General features: G+C 69.0%; 17 protein-coding genes. 11 read left to right on the plus strand and 6 right to left on the minus strand.

The annotated features are described in order from the left end of the window. Positions 1–15: 15 nt before the first annotated feature. On the minus strand, positions 16–3534 hold the full coding sequence (gene dnaE / locus AC3A6J_RS18735) for a DNA polymerase III subunit alpha (RefSeq protein WP_487861483.1): 3519 nt from the start codon (positions 3532–3534) through the stop codon (positions 16–18). A gap of 91 nt (positions 3535–3625) precedes the next feature. On the opposite strand from dnaE, the gene AC3A6J_RS18740 reads away from it, so the two are divergent. Beyond that, the gene (locus tag AC3A6J_RS18740; RefSeq protein ID WP_487861484.1) at positions 3626–4414 is read left to right on the plus strand and encodes a sulfurtransferase; all 789 of its coding nucleotides are present in this window, start codon (positions 3626–3628) and stop codon (positions 4412–4414) included. 193 nt (positions 4415–4607) lie between these two features. On the opposite strand, the gene AC3A6J_RS18745 is transcribed toward AC3A6J_RS18740, so the two are convergent. From AC3A6J_RS18745 to AC3A6J_RS18760, 4 genes are all read right to left on the minus strand, one after another. After that, on the minus strand, positions 4608–5537 hold the full coding sequence (locus AC3A6J_RS18745; protein WP_487861485.1) for a pirin family protein: 930 nt from the start codon (positions 5535–5537) through the stop codon (positions 4608–4610). A 25-nt stretch (positions 5538–5562) separates the two neighbouring features. Beyond that, entirely contained in the window at positions 5563–6114 is a 552-nt protein-coding gene (locus AC3A6J_RS18750) for a flavodoxin family protein (RefSeq protein ID WP_487861486.1), read from the minus strand. Positions 6115–6160: 46 nt separating this feature from the next. Then, the gene (locus AC3A6J_RS18755; protein ID WP_487861487.1) at positions 6161–6598 is read right to left on the minus strand and encodes a DoxX family protein; all 438 of its coding nucleotides are present in this window, start codon (positions 6596–6598) and stop codon (positions 6161–6163) included. Between the two features lie 83 nt (positions 6599–6681). After that, entirely contained in the window at positions 6682–7383 is a 702-nt protein-coding gene (locus tag AC3A6J_RS18760; protein ID WP_487861488.1) for a pirin family protein, read from the minus strand. Between the two features lie 176 nt (positions 7384–7559). Between AC3A6J_RS18760 and AC3A6J_RS18765 the strand changes: the two genes are divergently transcribed. The 5 genes from AC3A6J_RS18765 (at position 7560) to AC3A6J_RS18785 (ending at position 12657) form a co-directional block, all read left to right on the plus strand. Beyond that, positions 7560–8513 carry a LysR family transcriptional regulator gene (locus AC3A6J_RS18765; RefSeq protein ID WP_487861489.1) on the plus strand — a complete coding sequence of 318 codons (954 nt, stop codon included), beginning with the start codon at positions 7560–7562 and terminating at the stop codon, positions 8511–8513. Between the two features lie 73 nt (positions 8514–8586). After that, entirely contained in the window at positions 8587–9672 is a 1086-nt protein-coding gene (locus AC3A6J_RS18770) for an NAD(P)/FAD-dependent oxidoreductase (protein WP_487861490.1), read from the plus strand. Between the two features lie 10 nt (positions 9673–9682). Beyond that, entirely contained in the window at positions 9683–10603 is a 921-nt protein-coding gene (gluQRS, locus tag AC3A6J_RS18775) for a tRNA glutamyl-Q(34) synthetase GluQRS (RefSeq protein ID WP_487861491.1), read from the plus strand. Further along, positions 10600–11367, plus strand: coding sequence for a tRNA (guanosine(46)-N7)-methyltransferase TrmB (trmB, locus tag AC3A6J_RS18780; protein WP_487861492.1), 768 nt, complete (start codon positions 10600–10602; stop codon positions 11365–11367). Before gluQRS ends, trmB begins: the two co-directional genes overlap by 4 nt. A gap of 129 nt (positions 11368–11496) precedes the next feature. After that, positions 11497–12657 (plus strand): ABC transporter substrate-binding protein, encoded by a 1161-nt coding sequence (locus AC3A6J_RS18785; RefSeq protein ID WP_487861493.1) that lies wholly within the window; start codon positions 11497–11499, stop codon positions 12655–12657. A 3-nt stretch (positions 12658–12660) separates the two neighbouring features. Here AC3A6J_RS18785 and AC3A6J_RS18790 read toward each other — a convergent pair whose 3' ends face one another. Then, positions 12661–13380: a Crp/Fnr family transcriptional regulator gene (locus AC3A6J_RS18790; RefSeq protein ID WP_487861494.1), complete on the minus strand. Its 720-nt coding sequence runs from the start codon at positions 13378–13380 to the stop codon at positions 12661–12663. Positions 13381–13507: 127 nt separating this feature from the next. Here AC3A6J_RS18790 and AC3A6J_RS18795 point away from each other — a divergent pair, with 127 nt between their 5' ends. The 5 genes from AC3A6J_RS18795 (at position 13508) to tcuB (ending at position 18612) form a co-directional block, all read left to right on the plus strand. Continuing rightward, the gene (locus AC3A6J_RS18795) at positions 13508–14098 is read left to right on the plus strand and encodes an HD domain-containing protein (protein WP_487861495.1); all 591 of its coding nucleotides are present in this window, start codon (positions 13508–13510) and stop codon (positions 14096–14098) included. 49 nt (positions 14099–14147) lie between these two features. After that, positions 14148–14915: a class II aldolase/adducin family protein gene (locus tag AC3A6J_RS18800; protein ID WP_487861496.1), complete on the plus strand. Its 768-nt coding sequence runs from the start codon at positions 14148–14150 to the stop codon at positions 14913–14915. Positions 14916–14956: 41 nt separating this feature from the next. After that, positions 14957–15883, plus strand: a complete 927-nt coding sequence (locus tag AC3A6J_RS18805; RefSeq protein WP_487861497.1) for a LysR family transcriptional regulator — start codon at positions 14957–14959, stop codon at positions 15881–15883. 76 nt (positions 15884–15959) lie between these two features. Then, positions 15960–17387: an FAD-dependent tricarballylate dehydrogenase TcuA gene (gene tcuA, locus AC3A6J_RS18810; protein WP_487861498.1), complete on the plus strand. Its 1428-nt coding sequence runs from the start codon at positions 15960–15962 to the stop codon at positions 17385–17387. Next, a complete protein-coding gene (tcuB, locus tag AC3A6J_RS18815) occupies positions 17371–18612 on the plus strand; it encodes a tricarballylate utilization 4Fe-4S protein TcuB (protein WP_487861499.1) in 1242 nt (413 codons plus the stop codon). The genes tcuA and tcuB overlap by 17 nt, the downstream gene beginning before the upstream one ends. Positions 18613–18662 lie beyond the last annotated feature (50 nt).

Raw genomic sequence — 18662 nt, forward strand, 5'->3', positions numbered from 1 at the left:
ACGATGTCATTCGTGTCATTCGTAGACGACCGAGGCCTTGCCGGCTTCGGCCTGCGCAGTCCAACTCGCGAGCGCGGCATCGGTGGGAAAGAACTTGGCCCGCTCGCCGAGCTGCAGTTCGACCTGTGCGCCGCCGCGCGCCATCGACAGGCGCACCGGCAGGCCCTGCACCAGGTCGCCGTGCTCGCTCTGCTCGGTGCGCGGCGGAAAGTCCTTCACGAGGCGCGCGATGTCGGGCGCCTTGCCGTTCACCGCCACCCGCAGGAACTTGCCGAAGCGGCAACGCGCCGCGGCCAGGTCCCAGACCTGCTGCACCTGGAAGCGTGCCTCGAAGCCGCCGCGACCCGGCTGCAGCCGGCCGCTCACGATCACGAGCTCGTCCTCCTTCAGCGTGTTGCGGTTGGCATTGATCAGCGCCTCGTCGGCGGTGGCCTCGATCGAATCGGACTTGTCGTCGAGCTTGAAGATCGCGAGCCGGCCGCGCTGGCCGTTGATGACGCGCAGGTCGCTCACGATGCCCGCGATCACCTGCTGCTCGCGCGTGTCCATCAGGTCGCCGATCTCGCGCTTGCAGAAGCGCCGCACCTCGTGCGCCACCTCGTCGAACAGGTGGCCCGACAGGTAGAAGCCGACGGCGGTCTTCTCGAAGGTCAGCCGCTCCTTCACGCCCCACGGCGTGGCATCGACGAGCTCGGGCTCGGCGGTGGCCGAGCCGTGCTCGCAGTCGCCGAAGATGTCGACCTGCGCCGCATTCGCCTCGGTGGCGGCCGAGAATTCGAAGGCGCGGTCGAGCGAGGCGACGAGCGACGCGCGGTTCTGCTGGATCGCGTCGAAGGCGCCGGCCTTGATCAGCGCCTCGACCGTGCGCTTGTTGATGCGCTGGCGGTCGATGCGCACGCAGAAGTCATAGAGGCTCTTGAACGGGCCGCCCTCCTCGCGCGCGCGCACCAGCGCCTCGACCGCGAGCTGGCCCGTGCCCTTGACAGCGCCGAGCCCGTAGCGGATCACCTTGTCGGTCACCGGCTCGAAGCGGTAGTTGCCGCGGTTCACGTCCGGCGGCTCGAAGCTGATGCCAAAGTTCTTCTGCGCGTCCTCGAACAGCACCTTGAGCTTGTCGGTGTTGTCCATTTCCACGGTCATGTTGGCGCAGAAGAACTCGGCCGTGTAATGAACCTTGAGCCAACCCGTGTGGTACGCCAGCAGCGAGTACGCGGCCGCATGCGACTTGTTGAAGCCGTAGCCCGCGAACTTCTCCATCAAGTCGAAGATCTCGTCGGCCTTGTCCTGCGGGATGCCGTGCGTGGCGAGCGCGCCCGCGCGGAACTTCTCGCGGTGCTCGGCCATTTCCTCGAGCTTCTTTTTGCCCATGGCGCGGCGCAGCAGGTCGGCGCCGCCGAGCGAGTAGCCGCCCAGGATCTGCGCGGTCTGCATCACCTGCTCCTGGTAGACCATGATCCCGTAGGTCTCGGAGAGCATCTCGGCCACGGCCGGGTGCGGGTACTCGACCTCTTCGCGGCCGTGCTTGCGCGCCACGAAGCTCGGGATCAGGTCCATCGGGCCGGGGCGGTACAGCGCGTTGAGCGCGATCAGGTCCTCGAGCCGCGTCGGCCGCGCATCCTTCAGCATGCCCTGCATGCCGCGGCTTTCGAACTGGAACACCGCCTCGGTCTTGCCTTCGGAGAAGAGCTTGTAGGTCTCGCGGTCGTCGAGCCGGATGTTCTCGTAGGCGAAGTTCTCCTGGCCCTTGTGGCGGCTCGCGATGAAATCCTTCGCGATCTCGAGGATCGTGAGCGTCGCGAGGCCCAGAAAGTCGAACTTCACCAGGCCGATGGCCTCCACGTCGTCCTTGTCGTACTGGCTCACGGCCGAGTCGCTGCCGGGCTGCTGATAGAGCGGGCAGAAGTCGGTGAGCTTGCCCGGCGCGATCAGCACGCCGCCCGCGTGCATGCCGATGTTGCGCGTCATGCCCTCGAGCTTCTGCGCCATCTCGACCAGCGACTTGACCTCTTCCTCGCGCTCGATGCGCTGCGCGAGCTGCGGCTCGGCCGCGATCGCGTACTTCTCCTTGTCGTCTTCGGACAGGTCGGCGGGCGGGTACTGCAGCGTGACGGGCTTGCCCGGCTTGTTGGGAATGAGCTTGCTGATGCCGTCGCAGAACATGTAGCTCATGTCCATCACGCGGCCCACGTCGCGGATCGCGGCACGCGCGGCCATCGTGCCGAAGGTGGCGATCTGGCTCACCGCGTCGCGGCCGTACTTGTCCTTCACGTAGTCGATCACGCGGTCGCGGTTGCCCTGGCAGAAGTCGATGTCGAAGTCGGGCATCGACACGCGCTCCGGGTTCAGGAAACGTTCGAACAGCAGCTTGTATTCGAGCGGATCGAGGTCGGTGATCTTGAGCGCATAGGCCACCAGCGAACCGGCGCCCGAGCCCCGGCCCGGTCCGACCGGGCAGCCGTTGCTTTTGGCCCACTTGATGAAGTCGCCCACGATCAGGAAGTAGCCCGGGAAACCCATCTTCAGGATGGTGTTGATCTCGAACTCGAGCCGTTCCACGTAGCGCGGGCGCTCGGCCTCGCGCTTCGCGGCATCGGGGTAGAGGTGCGCGAGGCGCTCCTCGAGCCCCACGAAGGATTCCTGCCGGAAGAACTCGTCGATCGGCATGCGCACGCCGTCGCTGATGAACGGCGTCGGAAAGTCGGGCAGCTGCGGCTTGCCGAGCACCAGCGTGAGGTTGCAGCGCTTGGCGATCTCGACCGTGTTGGCGAGCGCGCTCGGCACGTCGGCGAAGAGCGCCTCCATCTCGGCCGCCGACTTGAAATACTGCTCGGGGGTGAACTTGCGCACGCGGCGCGGATTGCCGAGGATCTCGCCCTCCGAGATGCACACGCGCGCCTCGTGCGCCTCGTAGTCCTCGCGCTCGGCGAACTGCACCGGGTGCGTGGCCACCACCGGCAGCCGCAGCCGGGCCGCGAGCTTCACGGCCGCGATCACGTGCGGCTCGTCCTCGGGGCGGCCGGCGCGCTGCAGCTCGATGTAGAAGCGGTGCGGGAAGATGCCCGCGAGTTGCAGCGCCAGTTCGGCCGCGCGTTCGTGCTGCCCCTGCAGCAGCGGCTGGCCCAGCGGGCCCGCCTGCGCGCCCGAGAGCGCGATCAGCCCGCCCTGCAGTTCCTGCAGCCATTCGAGCTTGCAGGCCGCCTGCGACTGGCCGCGGCCGACGTTCTGCGTCCAGGCGCGCGCCAGCAGTTCGCACAGGTGCAGGTAGCCTTCGGTGTTCTGCACCAGCAGCACGATGCGGGTCAGCGCCCCGGGCTCCTTGCCCAGGCCCTCGACGAAGACCTCGGCACCGATGATCGGCTTGACGCCCTTGCCGCGCCCCTGCTTGTAGAACTTGATGGCCCCGAACAGGTTGTTGAGGTCGGTGATCGCGAGCGCCGGCTGGCTGTCGCCGGCGGCGGCCTTGACGACTTCGTCGATTCGGATGGTCCCGTCGACGACGGAAAACTCGGTGTGCAGGCGCAGGTGAACGAACATCCGCCCATTGTAGAAAGCGCAGCCTCCACGATGTGGGTTGGCATACCCTCGAAGCCGGCCGCGCGGGTCGCGACACCTACAATCGGACCCCGTGCAACAAGAGATTCTGAATATCGCGGCCTACAAGTTCGTGGCCATCGACGACGCCCCCGCGCTGCGCGAGGACCTGCGCGAACGCACCGGGGCGCTCGGCCTCATGGGCACGATCCTGCTGGCGCCCGAGGGCATCAACCTGTTTCTGGCGGGCGCCGCCGACGCGGTGCGCGCCTTCGTGGCCCACCTGCGCGCCGATGCGCGCTTCTCGGATCTCGAAACCAAGGAAAGCTGGTCGGCCACCCAGCCGTTTCGCCGCATGCTCGTCAAGCTGAAGCGCGAGATCATCCGCATGGACCACCCCGCGATCCAGCCCGCGGCCGGCCGCGCGCCCGGTGTCGATGCGCCCACGCTCAAGCGCTGGCTCGACCAGGGCCACGACGACCAGGGTCGAGAGATCGCGCTGCTCGACACCCGCAATGCCTTCGAGGTCGACCACGGCAGCTTCGAAGGCGCGATCGACTGGCGCATCGGAAAGTTCACCGAGTTCCCGCCCGCACTGCGCGAACACCGCGCGGAGTTCGCCGGCAAGACCATCGTGAGTTTCTGCACCGGCGGCATCCGCTGCGAGAAGGCCGCCATCCTGATGCGCGAGGAAGGCGTCGAGAACGTGCTGCAGCTCGAAGGCGGCATCCTCAAGTACTTCGAGCTCGTGGGCGGCGCGCACTACAGCGGCGACTGCTTCGTGTTCGATGGGCGCGAGGCACTGGCGCCGGACCTGAGCGCGCGTTCCAACAAGGCCAGTGCGCGGGCGTCGGAAGACCCAGACCTCGGGATCAAGACTTAGCGCGCGCTGCTGTTCGGGGCGTGATCGTTGCGCAGAGCGGTCGTTGATCAGCGATGCACTGCGAGCGTGCCCTGTGCCCAGGGTACCGGGTGCTCCCCGCAGCGAAATAAGGAGGAGCCGAAGGCGGGGGACATTCGCGGAGGGGAGTACCCGGTGGCCTGGGCACGCGCCCCGAACAACCGCCCAGCGAAGATCAGACCGGCGTCGTCCCCACATCCGGCTCCCGCACCCCAAACGGCTTGCCCGGCAACGGAATGAACTCTGTCTCCCCCGCCACATGGCCCATGCGCTGCGCGGCCCAATCTTCGCCGGCCTGCAGGATGCGCTCGCGCCGGCTCGAGACGAAATTCCAGGTGATATAGCGCGGGCCGTCGAGCGGCTCGCCGCCGATGACCACCAGCCGCACCGGCGCCGTCACGGGCGCCGTGAGGCGCGCGCCCTGCCCCTCGGCCAGCACGGCCATGGTGTGCGCCGGCACCGCGCTGCCGTCGACGCCGATGTCGCCATCGATCGGGTACACCGCGAGCTCGGGTGCGAGCGCCGGCAGCTCGAAGCTTGCACCCGCGGGCAGCGCGATGTCGAGGTACACCGTCTGCGAGAAGGTGCGCACCGGCGAGCGCGCACCAAAGGCCTCGCCCACCAGCACCCGCACGCCCACGCCCTGCTCGACCACGGCCGGAATCGCATCGGCCGCCGTGTGCTCGAAGCTCGCTTCGACCTCTTCATGCGCCTGCGGCAGCGCAGCCCAGAGCTGCAGGCCGTGGTTGACGTAGTGCTCGGCCAGCAGGCGCTCGGGCTTGCGCTCCGAATGCACGATGCCGCGGCCCGCGGTCATCCAGTTGATGGCGCCCGGCAGGATCTCCTGCACGCTGCCGATGCTGTCGCGGTGCATCATCGCGCCCTCGAACAGGTAAGTGACCGTGGCCAGCCCGATGTGCGGATGCGGGCGCACATCGTGCGCATTGCCGGGCTGTTCGGTGGCGGGACCGAAATGGTCGAAGAACACGAAGGGGCCTACGGATCGGCGCACCGCCGCGGGCAGCAGGCGCCGCACGTTGAAGCCGCCCCCCAGGTCCTTGTCGTGCGGTTGAAGCAATCGGGTGGCGGGCGCGGCATCGGTCATCGTGTTCTCCTTGTGTCGGCGTGGTTCAGGCGCGCGATCTTGCCACCGTGGCAATGCGTTCGCCGAAGGCGCGCGCGGTGTCGAGATCGCCCTTCGGGATCTCGGCCGGGCTCGCGTCCGAGGGCGACTGCGTGAGCAGGCCGCCGTAACCGCCGACGTAGTTGGTCGAGTCGCGCGTCGCGGCCTTGTTGTTGGTCGGCATGATGCCCATGCTGACCCAGATGCCGCTGTGCTGCATCGCGAGCGTCCACAGGTAGGCCATCGTGGTGACCTTGTCGCCGTTCATCGTCGCGCTGTTGGTGAAGCCCGCGAAGAGCTTGTCCTTCCAGCCCTGCGTGAACCAGACCTTCGACGACGCATCGGCGAATTTCTTGAACTGCCAGCTCACGTTGCCCATGTAGGTGGGCGAGCCGAAGATGATCGCGTCGGCCGCAGCCAGCATTTCCCAGCCGCCCTCGGGCAGGTTGCCGTCGGCGTCGATCGCGAGCAGTTGCGCGCCGGCGCCATCGGCCACGGCCTGGGCCACGCGCTGGGTGTGGCCGTAGCCGGAATGGAAGACAACGACGATGTCGGCCATGGATGCTTCTCCTGAATCTTGGATGGTTGCGGATCGGTGAGGAAGCTTACTTCCTGTCGATGCCGAAGCGGCCGCCACCGAAGGCGGCGATCGCGAGCAGGCCACCCACGACGGCCACGTTCTTGAAGAACATCAGCTGGTTCACGAAGGCCTTGTCGACCGGCATGCTCCAGTAGTTGTGGAACATCACGGTAGCGACGAGCGTGAACACCGCGAGCACGATCGCCGCGAGGCGCGTCCTGTAGCCCACGAGCAGCGCCAGGCCCACGCCCAGTTCCACGAGGATCGCGATCACCGCGCCCACCTGCGGCAGCGGCGCGCCCACCGATGCGATGTAGCCCACGGTGCCGGCAAAGCCGGTGAGCTTGGCAAAGCCCGCGGGCACGAACAGCAGCGCGATGAGGATGCGGCCCACGAGCGCGAGCGTGTCCTGTGCGGCGTTGGGGTTGGCGGCGGTGTTCAGCGGAAGGGAAGCGGTGGTCATGGGAAAACTCCTCGGGAATGGTTGAGGTGAAAAGACGAGCGAAAGAAAAAGCCGGGCGGCGCGCGCCCGGCCGAGGGGAAACATCAGGCGGCCAGGTCGAACACCAGCACTTCGGCGTCCTTGCCTGCGCCGAGCGTCAGCTGCGACTCGCCTTCGAGCATCGCGGCGTCACCGCCCGCGAGCTTCTGGCCGTTGACCTCGAGCTCGCCGCGCACCAGGTGCACGTAGCTCTTGCGCGCCGGGTCGAGCGCCAGGCTGGCGGTCTCGGCGCCGTCGAACAGGCCGGCCATCAGGCGCGCGTCGGCATGCACCGTGACCGAGCCCTCGGCACCATCGGGCGAAGCCACGAGGCGCAGCGTGCCGCGCTTCTCGGCGTCGGCGAACTTCTTCTGCTCGTAGCCCGGCGCAATGCCGCGCACGTTCGGCTCGATCCAGATCTGCAGGAAGTGCGTGGTCTCGTCGGCCTTGTGGTTGAACTCGCTGTGCATCACGCCCCGGCCCGCGCTCATGCGCTGCACGTCGCCCGGCGGAATGGTTTCCACGTTGCCGAGGCTGTCCTTGTGCGCCAGCTCGCCCGACAGCACGTAGCTGATGATCTCCATGTCCTTGTGACCATGGGTGCCGAAGCCGGCGCCCGCGGCGACGCGGTCCTCGTTGATCACGCGCAGGTTGCCGAAGCCCATGTAGGCCGGGTCGTAATAACCCGCAAACGAAAAGCTGTGGAACGAGCGCAGCCAGCCATGGTCGGCATAACCGCGTTCCTGGGATTTGCGAATCTTCAACATCGTCGAACTCCTTTTTCGACGACCGCGCCGTCGTGGGCACCGGGCCGTCTTGCTTGCATGCCGCGCCGGATGCGCAGCGGATGAGATGAACTTTAGGCCTTCACTCACAAGTGAAAAGCGCTGTGTTTTGATGGCATCATTCAAATTTTTTGAATGATCCGAACGCTTCGAAAACCATGCCGAATGCCAGAGACGTACTGACCCCCGATGCGCTCGCCATGCTCCAGACCGTGGCGAGCACCGGCAGCTTCGCGGCCGCGGCGCGCTCGCTCGACCTCGTGCCCAGCGCGCTGAGCTACCGCGTGCGCCAGATCGAAGACGCCCTCGATGTGCTGCTGTTCGACCGCAGTGCGCGCCAGGCCCGGCTCACTGAGGCCGGGGTCGAGCTGCTGCGTGAAGCCGCGCGGCTGCTCGGCGAGATCGATGCCGTCGCCAACCGCGTGAAGCGCGTTGCCACGGGCTGGGAGCCGATGCTCACAATCGCGGTCGACGGCGCGATCGCACGCGATCCGCTGCTCGACCTGGCAACCGCCTTCTTCGCGCTCGATCCGCCGACACGGCTCAAGCTGCGCGACGAGACCCTGCTCGGCACCATCGAGGCGCTCACGAGCGGCGAGGCCGACCTGGCCATCGGCGCCGTGCTCGACGCCGCGAGCCTTGCCTTCACCGCCACCGGCATCCGCAGCCGCCCGATCGGCGAACTGCGCTTCGTCTACGCAGTCGCGCCGCACCATCCGCTGGCCCGGCTCGACGAGCCGCTCAGCGATGCGGTGCTGCGGCAGTACCGCGCGGTGGCCGCGGCCGACTCGGTGCGCTCCGGCCCGAGCATGACGGTCAACCTCGTCGGCGGTCAGGACGTGCTGACCGTGCCCACGCTGCAGGCCAAGCTGGCCGCGCAGCTGCACGGCCTGGGCGGCGGCTTTCTGCCCGAGCCGATGGCGCGGCCCTACATCGAGGCCGGCCACCTGGTCGAGCGCCGCACCGAGCGCCAGCCGCCGCTCGCCACCATGCACTGCGCCTGGCGCGTGCCGAGTGCGGGCGGCCCGGGCCGCGCGCTCGAATGGTGGCTTGCGCAGTTCGAGCACGAGGCCACGCGCCGCGCACTGCTCGAACGCCACCGTGGCCGCTGAAGAAGCACGCCGCTTCGACCGTTGTAGAGTCCGTCCACGTCCATCGTCTTCCCTGCAAAAGAAAAGAGTCCACATGACCACTCGCGCCCAACCCAAGCCCGCCGCCGAACGCCGCCGAGCCCCCGCCGCGCCGCGCCACTACGCCGTCATCGGCGCCGGCATGGCGGGCGTTGCCTGCGCGCGCACGCTGATGCAGGCGGGCCACCGGGTCACGGTGTTCGAGCGCGAGGCCGCACCGGGCGGGCGCATGGCCAGCGTGGACACCGCCTACGGCCGCTTCGACAGCGGCGCGCAGTACTTCACCGTGCGCGATCCGCGCTTTGCGCTCGCACTCGAACCCACGCCGGGTCTCTGCCGGCCCTGGAGCGCCAACCTCGTGCGCGTGCTCGACGCGCACGGCCGCGTGGCCGAGGCCGCGCTGCCAGGCCATGAGCCGCACTGGGTCGCGCAGCCCGGCATGGACGCGCTGGTGGGCCACTGGGCCGCACCGCTCGGCGACCGCCTGGTCGCCGGCATCCAGGTCACGCAGATCGAGCCCGATGCGCTCGATGCCAAGCGCTGGCAGTTGCGCACCACGGGCGCCGACGATTCGCAGCATGTGTATTCGGGCTTCGATGCCGTGCTGCTCGCGGTGCCGCCGCAGCGCGCGCGCGTGCTGCTCGGCGACGGCAGGCTCTCGGCCGCCATCAGCCAGAAGATCGAGCCGGTGCGCATCGCGCCGTGCTGGACGCTGATGATCGCCTTCCCGCAGGCCAACCAGCCCACCATGTCGCACCTCGGGCCGCAGTGGAATGCCGCGCGCAGCACCCACCACCGCGTGGCATGGCTCGCGCGCGAATCGTCCAAGCCCGGCCGCGAGCGCATCGAACGCTGGACGCTGCAGGCCAGCGCCACCTGGTCGCAGGAGCACCTGCGCGACGATGCCGCGCGCGTGCAGGCCAAGCTGCTGCGCGCCTTCTCCGAGATCACCGGCATCCATGCCGCGCCCACCCATGCCCAGGCGCGCTGCTGGACCGAAGCCCAGACCCAGGTGCCGGTCGGCAAGAGCCACCTCTGGGACGCCAAGGCGCGCATCGGCGTGGCGGGCGACTGGTGCATCGGGCACCGCGTCGAAGACGCTTTCCTGTCGGGCCTGTCGCTCGCGCTGGCGGTGATCTGACGAGGGCGCGATGCATGCGACCGGCCGCTTCGCGCCTTCGCCGACCGGTGCGTTGCATGCCGGTTCGCTGGTGGCCGCGCTCGCAAGCTGGCTCGACGTGCGCGCGCGCGGACCGCAGGCGCGCTGGCTGATCCGCATCGAGGACGCCGACACCGAACGCTGCCTGCCCGGCATGGGCGAGCACATCCTGCGGCAGCTGGCCGACTGCGCCCTCGTGCCCGACGCGCCGCCGGTGTGGCAGACACGGCGCACCGCGCTGTACGACGCGGCGCTGGCGAGGCTGCGCTCGCTTGGCCTGGCGTACCCCTGCGGCTGCTCGCGCAAGGACATCGACATCGCGCTCGCGCGCCTCGGGCAGCGCCACGAGCGCCATGGCGAGCGCGTGTACCCCGGCACCTGCCGCAACGGCCTGCACGGCAAGCCCGCACGTGCCTGGCGCTTCGCCACCGAGAAATTCGAGCAGGCATCGCTCGCGACCGGCGAACTCCACTGGACCGACCGGCGCCTCGGGACGCAGCGCCAGGACGTCGCACGCGAGGTCGGCGACTTCGTGCTGCGCCGCGCCGATGGCCCCTGGGCCTACCAGCTCGCGGTGGTGGTCGACGATGCCGACCAGGGCGTCACCGACGTGGTGCGCGGCGAAGACCTGGCCGACAACACCGCGCGCCAGATCCTGCTGCAGCGCGCGCTCGCCCTGCCCACGCCGGGGTACCTGCACACGCCGCTGGTGCGTGGTGCCAACGGCGAGAAGCTCTCCAAGCAGAACGGCGCGCGCGCCATCGACACCGCCACGCCCGCAGCCGCCCTTGCCGCGCTCGACACCGCCGCGCGCGCGCTCGGCCTGGGCGCGGCAACGGGCGGCAGCTGCGCCGAGGCGCTGGCCGGCTGGGTCGGCGAATGGCGCGATCTCTACAATCCACGGGCCACATGAACCCTTCCGACACCGTGCCCCCCGATTCCCCTTCCGCAGACGATCCGGCCGACCATCCAGCCGGCAGTCCGGCCAGCGATCTGCCGCATCCGCTGCACCGCCGGCTCAAGAGCTTCGTCAAGCGCGCCGGCCGCACTACCGACGGCCAGGCACGCGCCTTTGCCGAACTGGGCCCCCTGTTCCTGCTGCCCTACAAGCCCGAGCCGCTCGACCTGACGGCCGCTTTCGGCAGCCGCGCCGCACCGACCGTGCTCGAGATCGGCTTCGGCATGGGCGAGGCCACGGCGCACATCGCCACGGTGCTGCCCGAGACCAATTTCCTGTGCTGCGAGGTGCACGAGCCCGGCGTGGGCGCACTGCTCAAGCGCATCGGCGAACAGTCGCTCACCAACATCCGCATCTGCGCGCACGACGCGGTCGACGTGCTCGACCACATGCTGCAGCCCGCCTCGCTCGCGGGCGTGCATGTGTTCTTTCCCGACCCCTGGCACAAGAAGCGGCACAACAAGCGCCGGCTGATCCAGCCCGAGTTCGTGAAGAAGCTCGCCCAGCACCTGCGCCCCGGCGGCTACATCCACTGCGCGACCGACTGGCAGCCCTACGCCGAGCAGATGCTCGAGGTGCTGTCCGCCGAGCCGCTGCTGCGCAACACCGCCGCCGACGGCTACGCACCCAAGCCGTCGTACCGGCCGCTGACCAAGTTCGAGAACCGCGGGCTCAAGCTCGGCCACGGCGTCTGGGACCTGGTGTTCGAGCGCGCCTGAGGCACCCCCGCGCGCAGCGGGCGCGCGCCATTCCCTTCGTTGTAGGTGTAAGCACCGCCGGTCGCCGCCTTCGCGGCAGGCATCCAAATTGCTACACTTTTACTTACAACTCACCATCAGGGGGAATTCATGCAGAACACGCGCAGACAGTGGTTGGGCAAGGCATGCGGCGCACTGCTGCTGGGCAGCGGCACGGCACTGCCGGCCTTCGGCCAATCGACCCGCGCCGCAGGCGACCGCGTCGTGGTGCTGGGCCAGTCGGTACCGCTCACGGGCGACGCGAGCGAAATCGGCCTCGCGTTTGCGGCGGGCAGCCGGCTCGGCGTGAACGATTTCAACGAGCGCCACGCCGGAACCGGCCTGCAGCTCAAGCTGATCCAGCTCGACGACGGCTACGACGAAACCCGCGCCGCGCGCAATGCCCAGACGCTGCTCGCCAAGGAAAAGGCCGACATGCTGTTCGGCTTCGTGGGCACCGCGGGCAGCACCGCCGCCGCCAAGATCGCCACGCAACACGGCAGCCTGCTGTTCGCCCCGTTCGCGGCCTCCGACGTGCTGCGCGGTGCGGACCATCCCCACGTGTTCCACGTTCGCCCCGGCATGATCGACGAGGCGCTGAAGATCGTGCGCCAATGCGCCACCGTGGGGCAGACGCGCATCGCGCTGGTCGGCGACGACAACGCCATGGGCCATGCCGGCCGGACCGCCGTGCAGCAGGCGCTGGCCGAGCGCAAGATGGAACCGCTGGTCGCGACGGCGATGGTGCCCCCGGGCGGCGGCGACGCGCTCGACGGCCCGCTGAAGGCAGTGCTCGAACAGAAGCCGCAGGCCATCGTGCTGGTCTCGCTTTCGGGCACCACGGCCAGCGCGATCCGCAAGCTGCGCAAAAGCGGCTACAGCAGCACCTTCCTGGCCTTCTCGATCGTCGGCATCGACCCGCTCTATGCGGAACTCGGCAAGGACATGGGCGGCATCGTGATCTCGCAGGTGGTGCCCTCGCCGCGCCCCTCGGCCATTCCGATCGTCAAGGAATACCGCACCGTGCTCGACAACTCCGACCAGGCGCCCTCGTACGAAGGCCTCGAGGGCTTCATCGCGGTCAAGGTCGTGGGCGAGGCGCTGCGCCGCGCGGGCCGCGGCTTCACGAGCATGAGCCTGCAGAAAACCATGACCGCCATGACCGACTACGACGTGGGCGGCTTCCGCATCAATCTGCGCCCGGGCCTGCGCGACCCCTCGCGCAGCATCGACCTGATCAGCATCTCGGCCGACGGGCGCGTGCTGCGCTGAGGCCTATCCAGCGTTCACCAACGCCTGCAGCGCCCCGGGCGACGCGAGCGCGATCCGCCCGTAACCGAGCACGATCGCACCGGTCGCGGCCAGCGCATTGAGCTCTTTCGAGAGCGTCTGGCGCGTCACGCCGAGCATCATCGCCAGCGCCTCCTGCGACAGCCTCAGTTCGCGCCGCAGCTGCACCGACTGCGTGGCATCGCCGCGCGCCAGCACCAGCAGCCGGTGCGCCACGCGCGCGCGCAGGCTGCGCAGCGTCGCATCCTCGGTCAGGCCGTAGAGCATGCGCACGCGCGCGGCGAGCAGCGCCGCCATCGCGGCGGCGAACACCACGTCGCGCGTCTGCTCGGCAAAGGCATCCGGCGGCACCACCAGCAGGTCGAGCGCGTCGAGGGCGGTGGCATCGTGCGTGCGCGGCGAGCCGTCGATCAGCGTGATCTCGCCGAACCAGTTGCCGGGCTCGAGCACGGCCAGGATCGCCTCACGGCCGTCGCGCCGCAGCGACGAGATCTTGATCGTGCCGGCCAGCAACCCGTAGAAGCCGCCGCCCGCGGCATGGACCGGATCGCCCTGGCGGAACACCATCGCGCCGCGTCGCACGTGGATGAGTTCCCCTGCCGCGAGCAGCGTCTCGCGCTGGCCGCGCGGCAGGCTCATGAACCACGGGTTGCGCTCCACCGCGGCGCGGTGCGCGGCGGAAAGGCGCGGCTTGGATGCGGGCATGTGAGCGCGGACTAAAGCCTCGGGGGCGGGGGTTTACCAGGGCCTTGCATTGTCAAATTCTTGACAGTTGATGGTCAAGTGCGGGTCTACAGTGGCCGCCACCTCACGACACGATGGAGACCACACCATGGGCGAACGCGCAACATTCACGAGCATGCAGGACAGCACCGCCGAAGACTGGCAACGGATCGGCGGCGAGTTCAGGCAGTTCGCGGGCGACCTGCCCGCGCGCATCGTCCGCCACCTGCAGATCCTCGAAGGCGACTACGGCGGCTTTCCGGTCGACCGCTACACCCACTCGCTGCAGACCGCGACCCGCGCTTTACGCGACGGCCGCGACGAGGAGTACGTGGTCTGCGCGCTGCTGCACGACATCGGCGACACGCTCGGCAGCTTCAACCATCCCGACATCGCCGCGGCGATCCTCAAGCCCTTCGTGAGCGAAGCCAACCTCTGGATGGTGCAGCACCACGGCATCTTCCAGGGCCACTACTTCTTCCACCACATCGGGCTCGACCGCGACATGCGCGACGGCTTCAAGGACCATCCGCACTACGAACGCACGGCCGAGTTCTGCGCGCTCTACGACAACCCCGCATTCGACCCCAAGGCCGAGACGCTGCCCATCGGCGAGTTCGAGCCCATGCTGCGACGCCTGATGGCGCAGCCGAAGCAGAGCATCTACAAATCGGCGCTGAACAAACCGGCGGCTGTTTGAGGCACGCAGAACGGCAGCCCGATTTCAACAACCTCCAACAAGACCCCCCATGAATGCCACTACCCCCTCCCAAGTCCAGCAGCAAGTCTCCCCCGAGGAATGGCAGCTGCGCGTCGACCTCGCCGCCTGCTACCGCCTCGTGGCGCTGCACGGCTGGAGCGACCTCGTGTTCACGCACATCAGCGCACGCGTTCCCGGCCCCGAGCACCACTTCCTCATCAATCCCTACGGTCTCATGTTCGACGAGATCACGGCGTCGAGCCTGGTCAAGGTCGACCAGCAGTGCAACAAGGTCATCGATTCGCCCTACCCCGTGAACCCGGCGGGCTTCGTGATCCACAGCGCGGTGCATGCCGCGCGCGAGGACATCCAGTGCGTGCTGCACACGCACACGCGCGCCGGCATCGCCGTGAGCGCGCAGAAGAACGGCGTGCTGCCGATCAGCCAGCAATCGACCTTCGTGCTGGCCTCGCTCGCCTACCACGACTACGAGGGCGTGGCCTTCCGCGACGACGAGAAGCCGCGCCTGCAGGCCGACCTCGGCCACGCCAATTTCCTCGTGCTGCGCAACCACGGCCTGCTCACCTGCGGCAAGACCATCGCCGACGCGTTCCTGTCGATGTACACCTTCGAGAACACCTGCCAGATCCAGATCGCGGCGCAGGCCGGCGGCGGCGAGCTCACGCAGGTGAACCCGCGCATCGTCGAAGGCGTGGGCCATGCCATGAAGGTGCAGACCGGCGGCATCGGCGGGCAATTCGTCTGGCCCTCGCTGATCCGCAAGCTCGACCGGACCGACGACAGCTACAAACAGTAGGCCTGTTCAGGCGCTAGCCGCGCCTGCGCGATGATGCGCGCATGGAACTGAGGCAACTGCGCTATTTCGTCAAGGTCTGCGAACTCCGCAGCATGGGCCGGGCCGCGGTCGAGCTCGGCGTGGTCACCTCCGCGCTGAGCCAGCAGATCAGCCGGCTCGAAAGCGAGTTGTCCACCCGCCTGCTGCAGCGCAGCTCGACCGGCGTGGTGCCGACCGACGCCGGCCTGGCCTTTCTGCAGCAGGCCCAGCTCACGCTGCGGCATGCCGACGATGCGGTGCGCGCCGCGCAGCAGGCACGCCTTTCGGGCCACGTGAGCGTGGGCCTCGCCCCCACCACCGCTTCGGTACTCGGCGTGCCGCTGATGCGCGCCATGCGCGAGCGCTACCCCGACGTGCGGCTGCACATGGTGGAAGCGCTTTCGGGCCACCTCACGACCATGCTGCATGCGCGCCAGCTCGACCTGGCGGTGCTGTTCCAGACCGAAACGCCGCGGCGCTGGAGCGTGCTGCCGCTGCTCGAAGAGAAGCTCTTCGTGATCGCCGCGTCCGATCTCGCGCAGCGCCCCACCGGCGCGAAGGTGCGGCTGTCGCAACTGGCCGGTCTGCCGCTGATCCTGCCGAGCGGCAGCCACGGCCTGCGCGCCACGCTGATGGCGGCATTTGCACGTGCGCGCATCGCGCCGAACATCGTTGCCGAAGTCGACGGGCTGGCGCTGCTGATGGACGCGGTGCGCGCCGGCCACGGCGCGACCATCCAGCCCGGTGCCGCCACCGCGCGCCACGACCAGGGCGACCTGCAGCGCACGCAGATCAGCGATGCGCACGTGGGCCGCCACAACCTGCTGGTGAGCCTGTCCGACGACGAGCTGTCGCCGGCGGCGCTGGCGGCGCGCGTGGTGCTGGCTGAAACCGCGCGCGACCTCGTTCGCGCCGGGCACTGGGCCGGCGCCACCCTTCACAAGAACTGAACACCCGTTGCCCGATGCGGCCTTTCGGGTGAAGGCCGCTCTCCTTAGAGTCCACGCATTCCAAGGAGACCCACGATTGATCGACGTACTGGTGGTAGGCGGTGGCAATGCCGCGCTCTGCGCCGCGCTGATGGCGCGCGAGGCCGGCGCCTCGGTGCTGCTGCTCGAAGCCTCGCCGAAGGCGTGGCGCGGCGGCAATTCGCAGCACACGCGCAACCTGCGCTGCATGCACGATGCGCCGCAGGACGTGCTGGTCGATGCCTACCCCGAAGAGGAATACTGGCAGGACCTGCTGAAGGTGACCGGCGGCCTGACCGACGAGCACCTCGCGCGGCTGGTGATCCGCGCCTCGTCGAACTGCCGCGACTGGATGCGCCGCCACGGCGTGCATTTCCAGCCGCCGCTGTCGGGCGCACTGCATGTCGCGCGCACCAATGCCTTCTTCATGGGCGGCGGCAAGGCGCTCGTCAACGCCTACTACCGCAGCGCCGAACGGCTCGGCGTGCAGGTGCGCTACGACACGCCCGTGGCCTCGGTCGAGCGCGACGGCGAGCGCTTCGTGGCGGTGCGCACCGAGGCCGGCGAACGCATCGCGGCGAAGAGCTGCGTGCTCGCGGCCGGCGGCTTCGAGTCGAACCGCGAATGGCTGCGCGAGGCCTGGGGCCAGAACGCGCTTGGCGAATGGCCGGCCGACAACTTCCTGATCCGCGGCACCCGCTTCAACCAGGGCGTGCTGCTCAGGCACATGATCGATGCGGGCGCCGACAGCATCGGTGACCCGTCGCAGGGCCACATGGTCGCGATCGATGCGCGCGCACCGCTCTACGACGGCGGCATCTGCACACGCATCGACTGCGTCTCGCTCGGCGTGGTGGTCAACCGCGAGGCGCGGCGCTTCTACGACGAAGGCGAGGATTTCTGGCCCAAGCGCTATGCGATCTGGGGCCGCCTGGTGGCGCAGCAGCCGGGCCAGATCGCCTGGTCGGTCATCGACCAGAAGGCGGTGGGCCGCTTCATGCCGCCGGTGTTCGAAGGCACGCAGGCCGGCACGCTCGGCGAACTGGCGCGCAAGATCGGCCTGGACGAAACCGCCTTCGTGCGCACCGTGCAGGACTACAACGCCGCCTGCCGCCCCGGCCGCTTCGACCACACCGCGCTCGACGACTGCCGCACCGAAGGCCTCACGCCCGCCAAGACGCATTGGGCGCGCCCACTCGACACCGCGCCGTTCCATGCCTACCCGCTGCGGCCCGGCATCACGTTCACCTACCTCGGCCTGAAGGTCGACGAGACCGCGGCGGTGCGCTTCGGCGGCCGGCCGAGCCCCAACCTGTTCGTGGCCGGCGAGATGATGGCCGGCAACGTGCTCGGCCAGGGCTACACGGCCGGCGTCGGCATGAGCATCGGCACGGCCTTCGGCCGCATCGCCGGCACGCAGGCGGCGAAAGCGGCAGCCGCACTGTCCAACAAGAATCCGGAGGCCCGCCTTGCAGCAGCTCACTGACCTGGTCGCGCGTGCGCGTGCGGATGCCGATGGAGATGCCGACGGCATCGGCAGCGCCTCGCCGCGCGTGATCCCGATCCGCCCCGCCCTGCCGCTGGCCGCGAGCGAGGCCGAGGTCGCGCGCATCCTGCAGATCTGCAATGCCTGCCGCTACTGCGAAGGGTTCTGCGCCGTGTTCCCGGCCATGACGCGACGGCTCGAGTTCGGCAAGGCCGACACGCACTACCTCGCCAACCTCTGCCACAACTGCGGCGCCTGCCTGCATGCCTGCCAGTACGCGCCGCCGCACGAATTTGCGGTCAACGTGCCGCAGGCCATGGCGCAGGTGCGCCTGCAGACCTACCACGACTACGCCTGGCCGCCCGCCATGGGCGCGCTCTACCGCCGCGCGGGCCTCACGGTGGCGCTGGCGCTCGCGGGCGGGCTGGCGCTGTTCCTCGTGCTGGCGGTGGCCATGTCGGGCTCGCTGCTGCACGAACCGCTCGCGGGCGACTTCTACGCGATCTTTCCGCACAACTTGCTGGCGGGCCTGTTCGGCGCGGTGTTCCTGTTCGTGGTGTTTGCGCTGGCCATGGGCACGCGGCGCTTCTGGCGCGAGGTGTCACCCGCCAACGACGTGCGCGACGCGCCGTCGGTGGCGGGCGTGCGCGCCGCCGCGGGGGCCGAGGCCGCACACGACGTGCTGCGCCTCAGGTACCTGGGCGGCGGCCACGGCGAGGGCTGCAACAACGAGGACGACCGCTTCACGCTCTGGCGCCGGCGCTTCCACCATTTCACCTTCTACGGCTTCATGCTGTGCTTCGCCTCCACCAGCGTGGCCACGCTCTACCACTACCTGCTCGGCCTGCCCGCACCCTATGCGCTCACGAGCCTGCCGGTGCTGCTCGGCACCGCGGGCGGCATCGGCCTGGTGATCGGCCCGGTCGGCCTGCTGTGGATGAACCTGCGGCGCGACGCCGCGCATGGCGACGTGGCGCAGCGGCCGATGGACCGCGGCTTCATCGCGCTGCTGCTGCTCACCAGCCTCACCGGCCTGGCGCTGCTCGCCTGGCGCGACACCGGCTTCATGGCGCTGCTGCTCGCGGTGCATCTGGGCGTGGTGATGGCGCTGTTCCTCACGCTGCCCTACGGCAAGTTCGCGCACGGCATCTTCCGCTCGGCGGCGCTTTTGAAGTTCGCGATCGAGAAGCGGCTGCCGAACCGCCTGCAGCTCGGCGCCGACTGACCGCCCTCCTTTTTTCTCTCTTTCATGAACCCGTCGCAAGGAACCCCACG

Source organism: Variovorax sp. Soil_C_39 (assembly GCF_057656815.1).

Bases quoted from the DNA above. Each gene is read 5' to 3' on its own strand.
- AC3A6J_RS18800 (WP_487861496.1), top strand. From the start codon at position 14,148: ATGAATGCCACTACCCCCTCCCAAGTCCAGCAGCAAGTCTCCCCCGAG.
- trmB (WP_487861492.1), top strand. From the start codon at position 10,600: ATGAACCCTTCCGACACCGTGCCCCCCGATTCCCCTTCCGCAGACGAT.
- AC3A6J_RS18750 (WP_487861486.1), bottom strand. From the start codon at position 6,114: ATGGCCGACATCGTCGTTGTCTTCCATTCCGGCTACGGCCACACCCAG.
- AC3A6J_RS18765 (WP_487861489.1), top strand. From the start codon at position 7,560: ATGCCGAATGCCAGAGACGTACTGACCCCCGATGCGCTCGCCATGCTC.
- AC3A6J_RS18755 (WP_487861487.1), bottom strand. From the start codon at position 6,598: ATGACCACCGCTTCCCTTCCGCTGAACACCGCCGCCAACCCCAACGCC.
- AC3A6J_RS18745 (WP_487861485.1), bottom strand. From the start codon at position 5,537: ATGACCGATGCCGCGCCCGCCACCCGATTGCTTCAACCGCACGACAAG.
- AC3A6J_RS18790 (WP_487861494.1), bottom strand. From the start codon at position 13,380: ATGCCCGCATCCAAGCCGCGCCTTTCCGCCGCGCACCGCGCCGCGGTG.
- AC3A6J_RS18805 (WP_487861497.1), top strand. From the start codon at position 14,957: ATGGAACTGAGGCAACTGCGCTATTTCGTCAAGGTCTGCGAACTCCGC.
- AC3A6J_RS18785 (WP_487861493.1), top strand. From the start codon at position 11,497: ATGCAGAACACGCGCAGACAGTGGTTGGGCAAGGCATGCGGCGCACTG.
- dnaE (WP_487861483.1), bottom strand. From the start codon at position 3,534: ATGTTCGTTCACCTGCGCCTGCACACCGAGTTTTCCGTCGTCGACGGG.
- AC3A6J_RS18760 (WP_487861488.1), bottom strand. From the start codon at position 7,383: ATGTTGAAGATTCGCAAATCCCAGGAACGCGGTTATGCCGACCATGGC.
- AC3A6J_RS18795 (WP_487861495.1), top strand. From the start codon at position 13,508: ATGGGCGAACGCGCAACATTCACGAGCATGCAGGACAGCACCGCCGAA.
- gluQRS (WP_487861491.1), top strand. From the start codon at position 9,683: ATGCATGCGACCGGCCGCTTCGCGCCTTCGCCGACCGGTGCGTTGCAT.
- AC3A6J_RS18770 (WP_487861490.1), top strand. From the start codon at position 8,587: ATGACCACTCGCGCCCAACCCAAGCCCGCCGCCGAACGCCGCCGAGCC.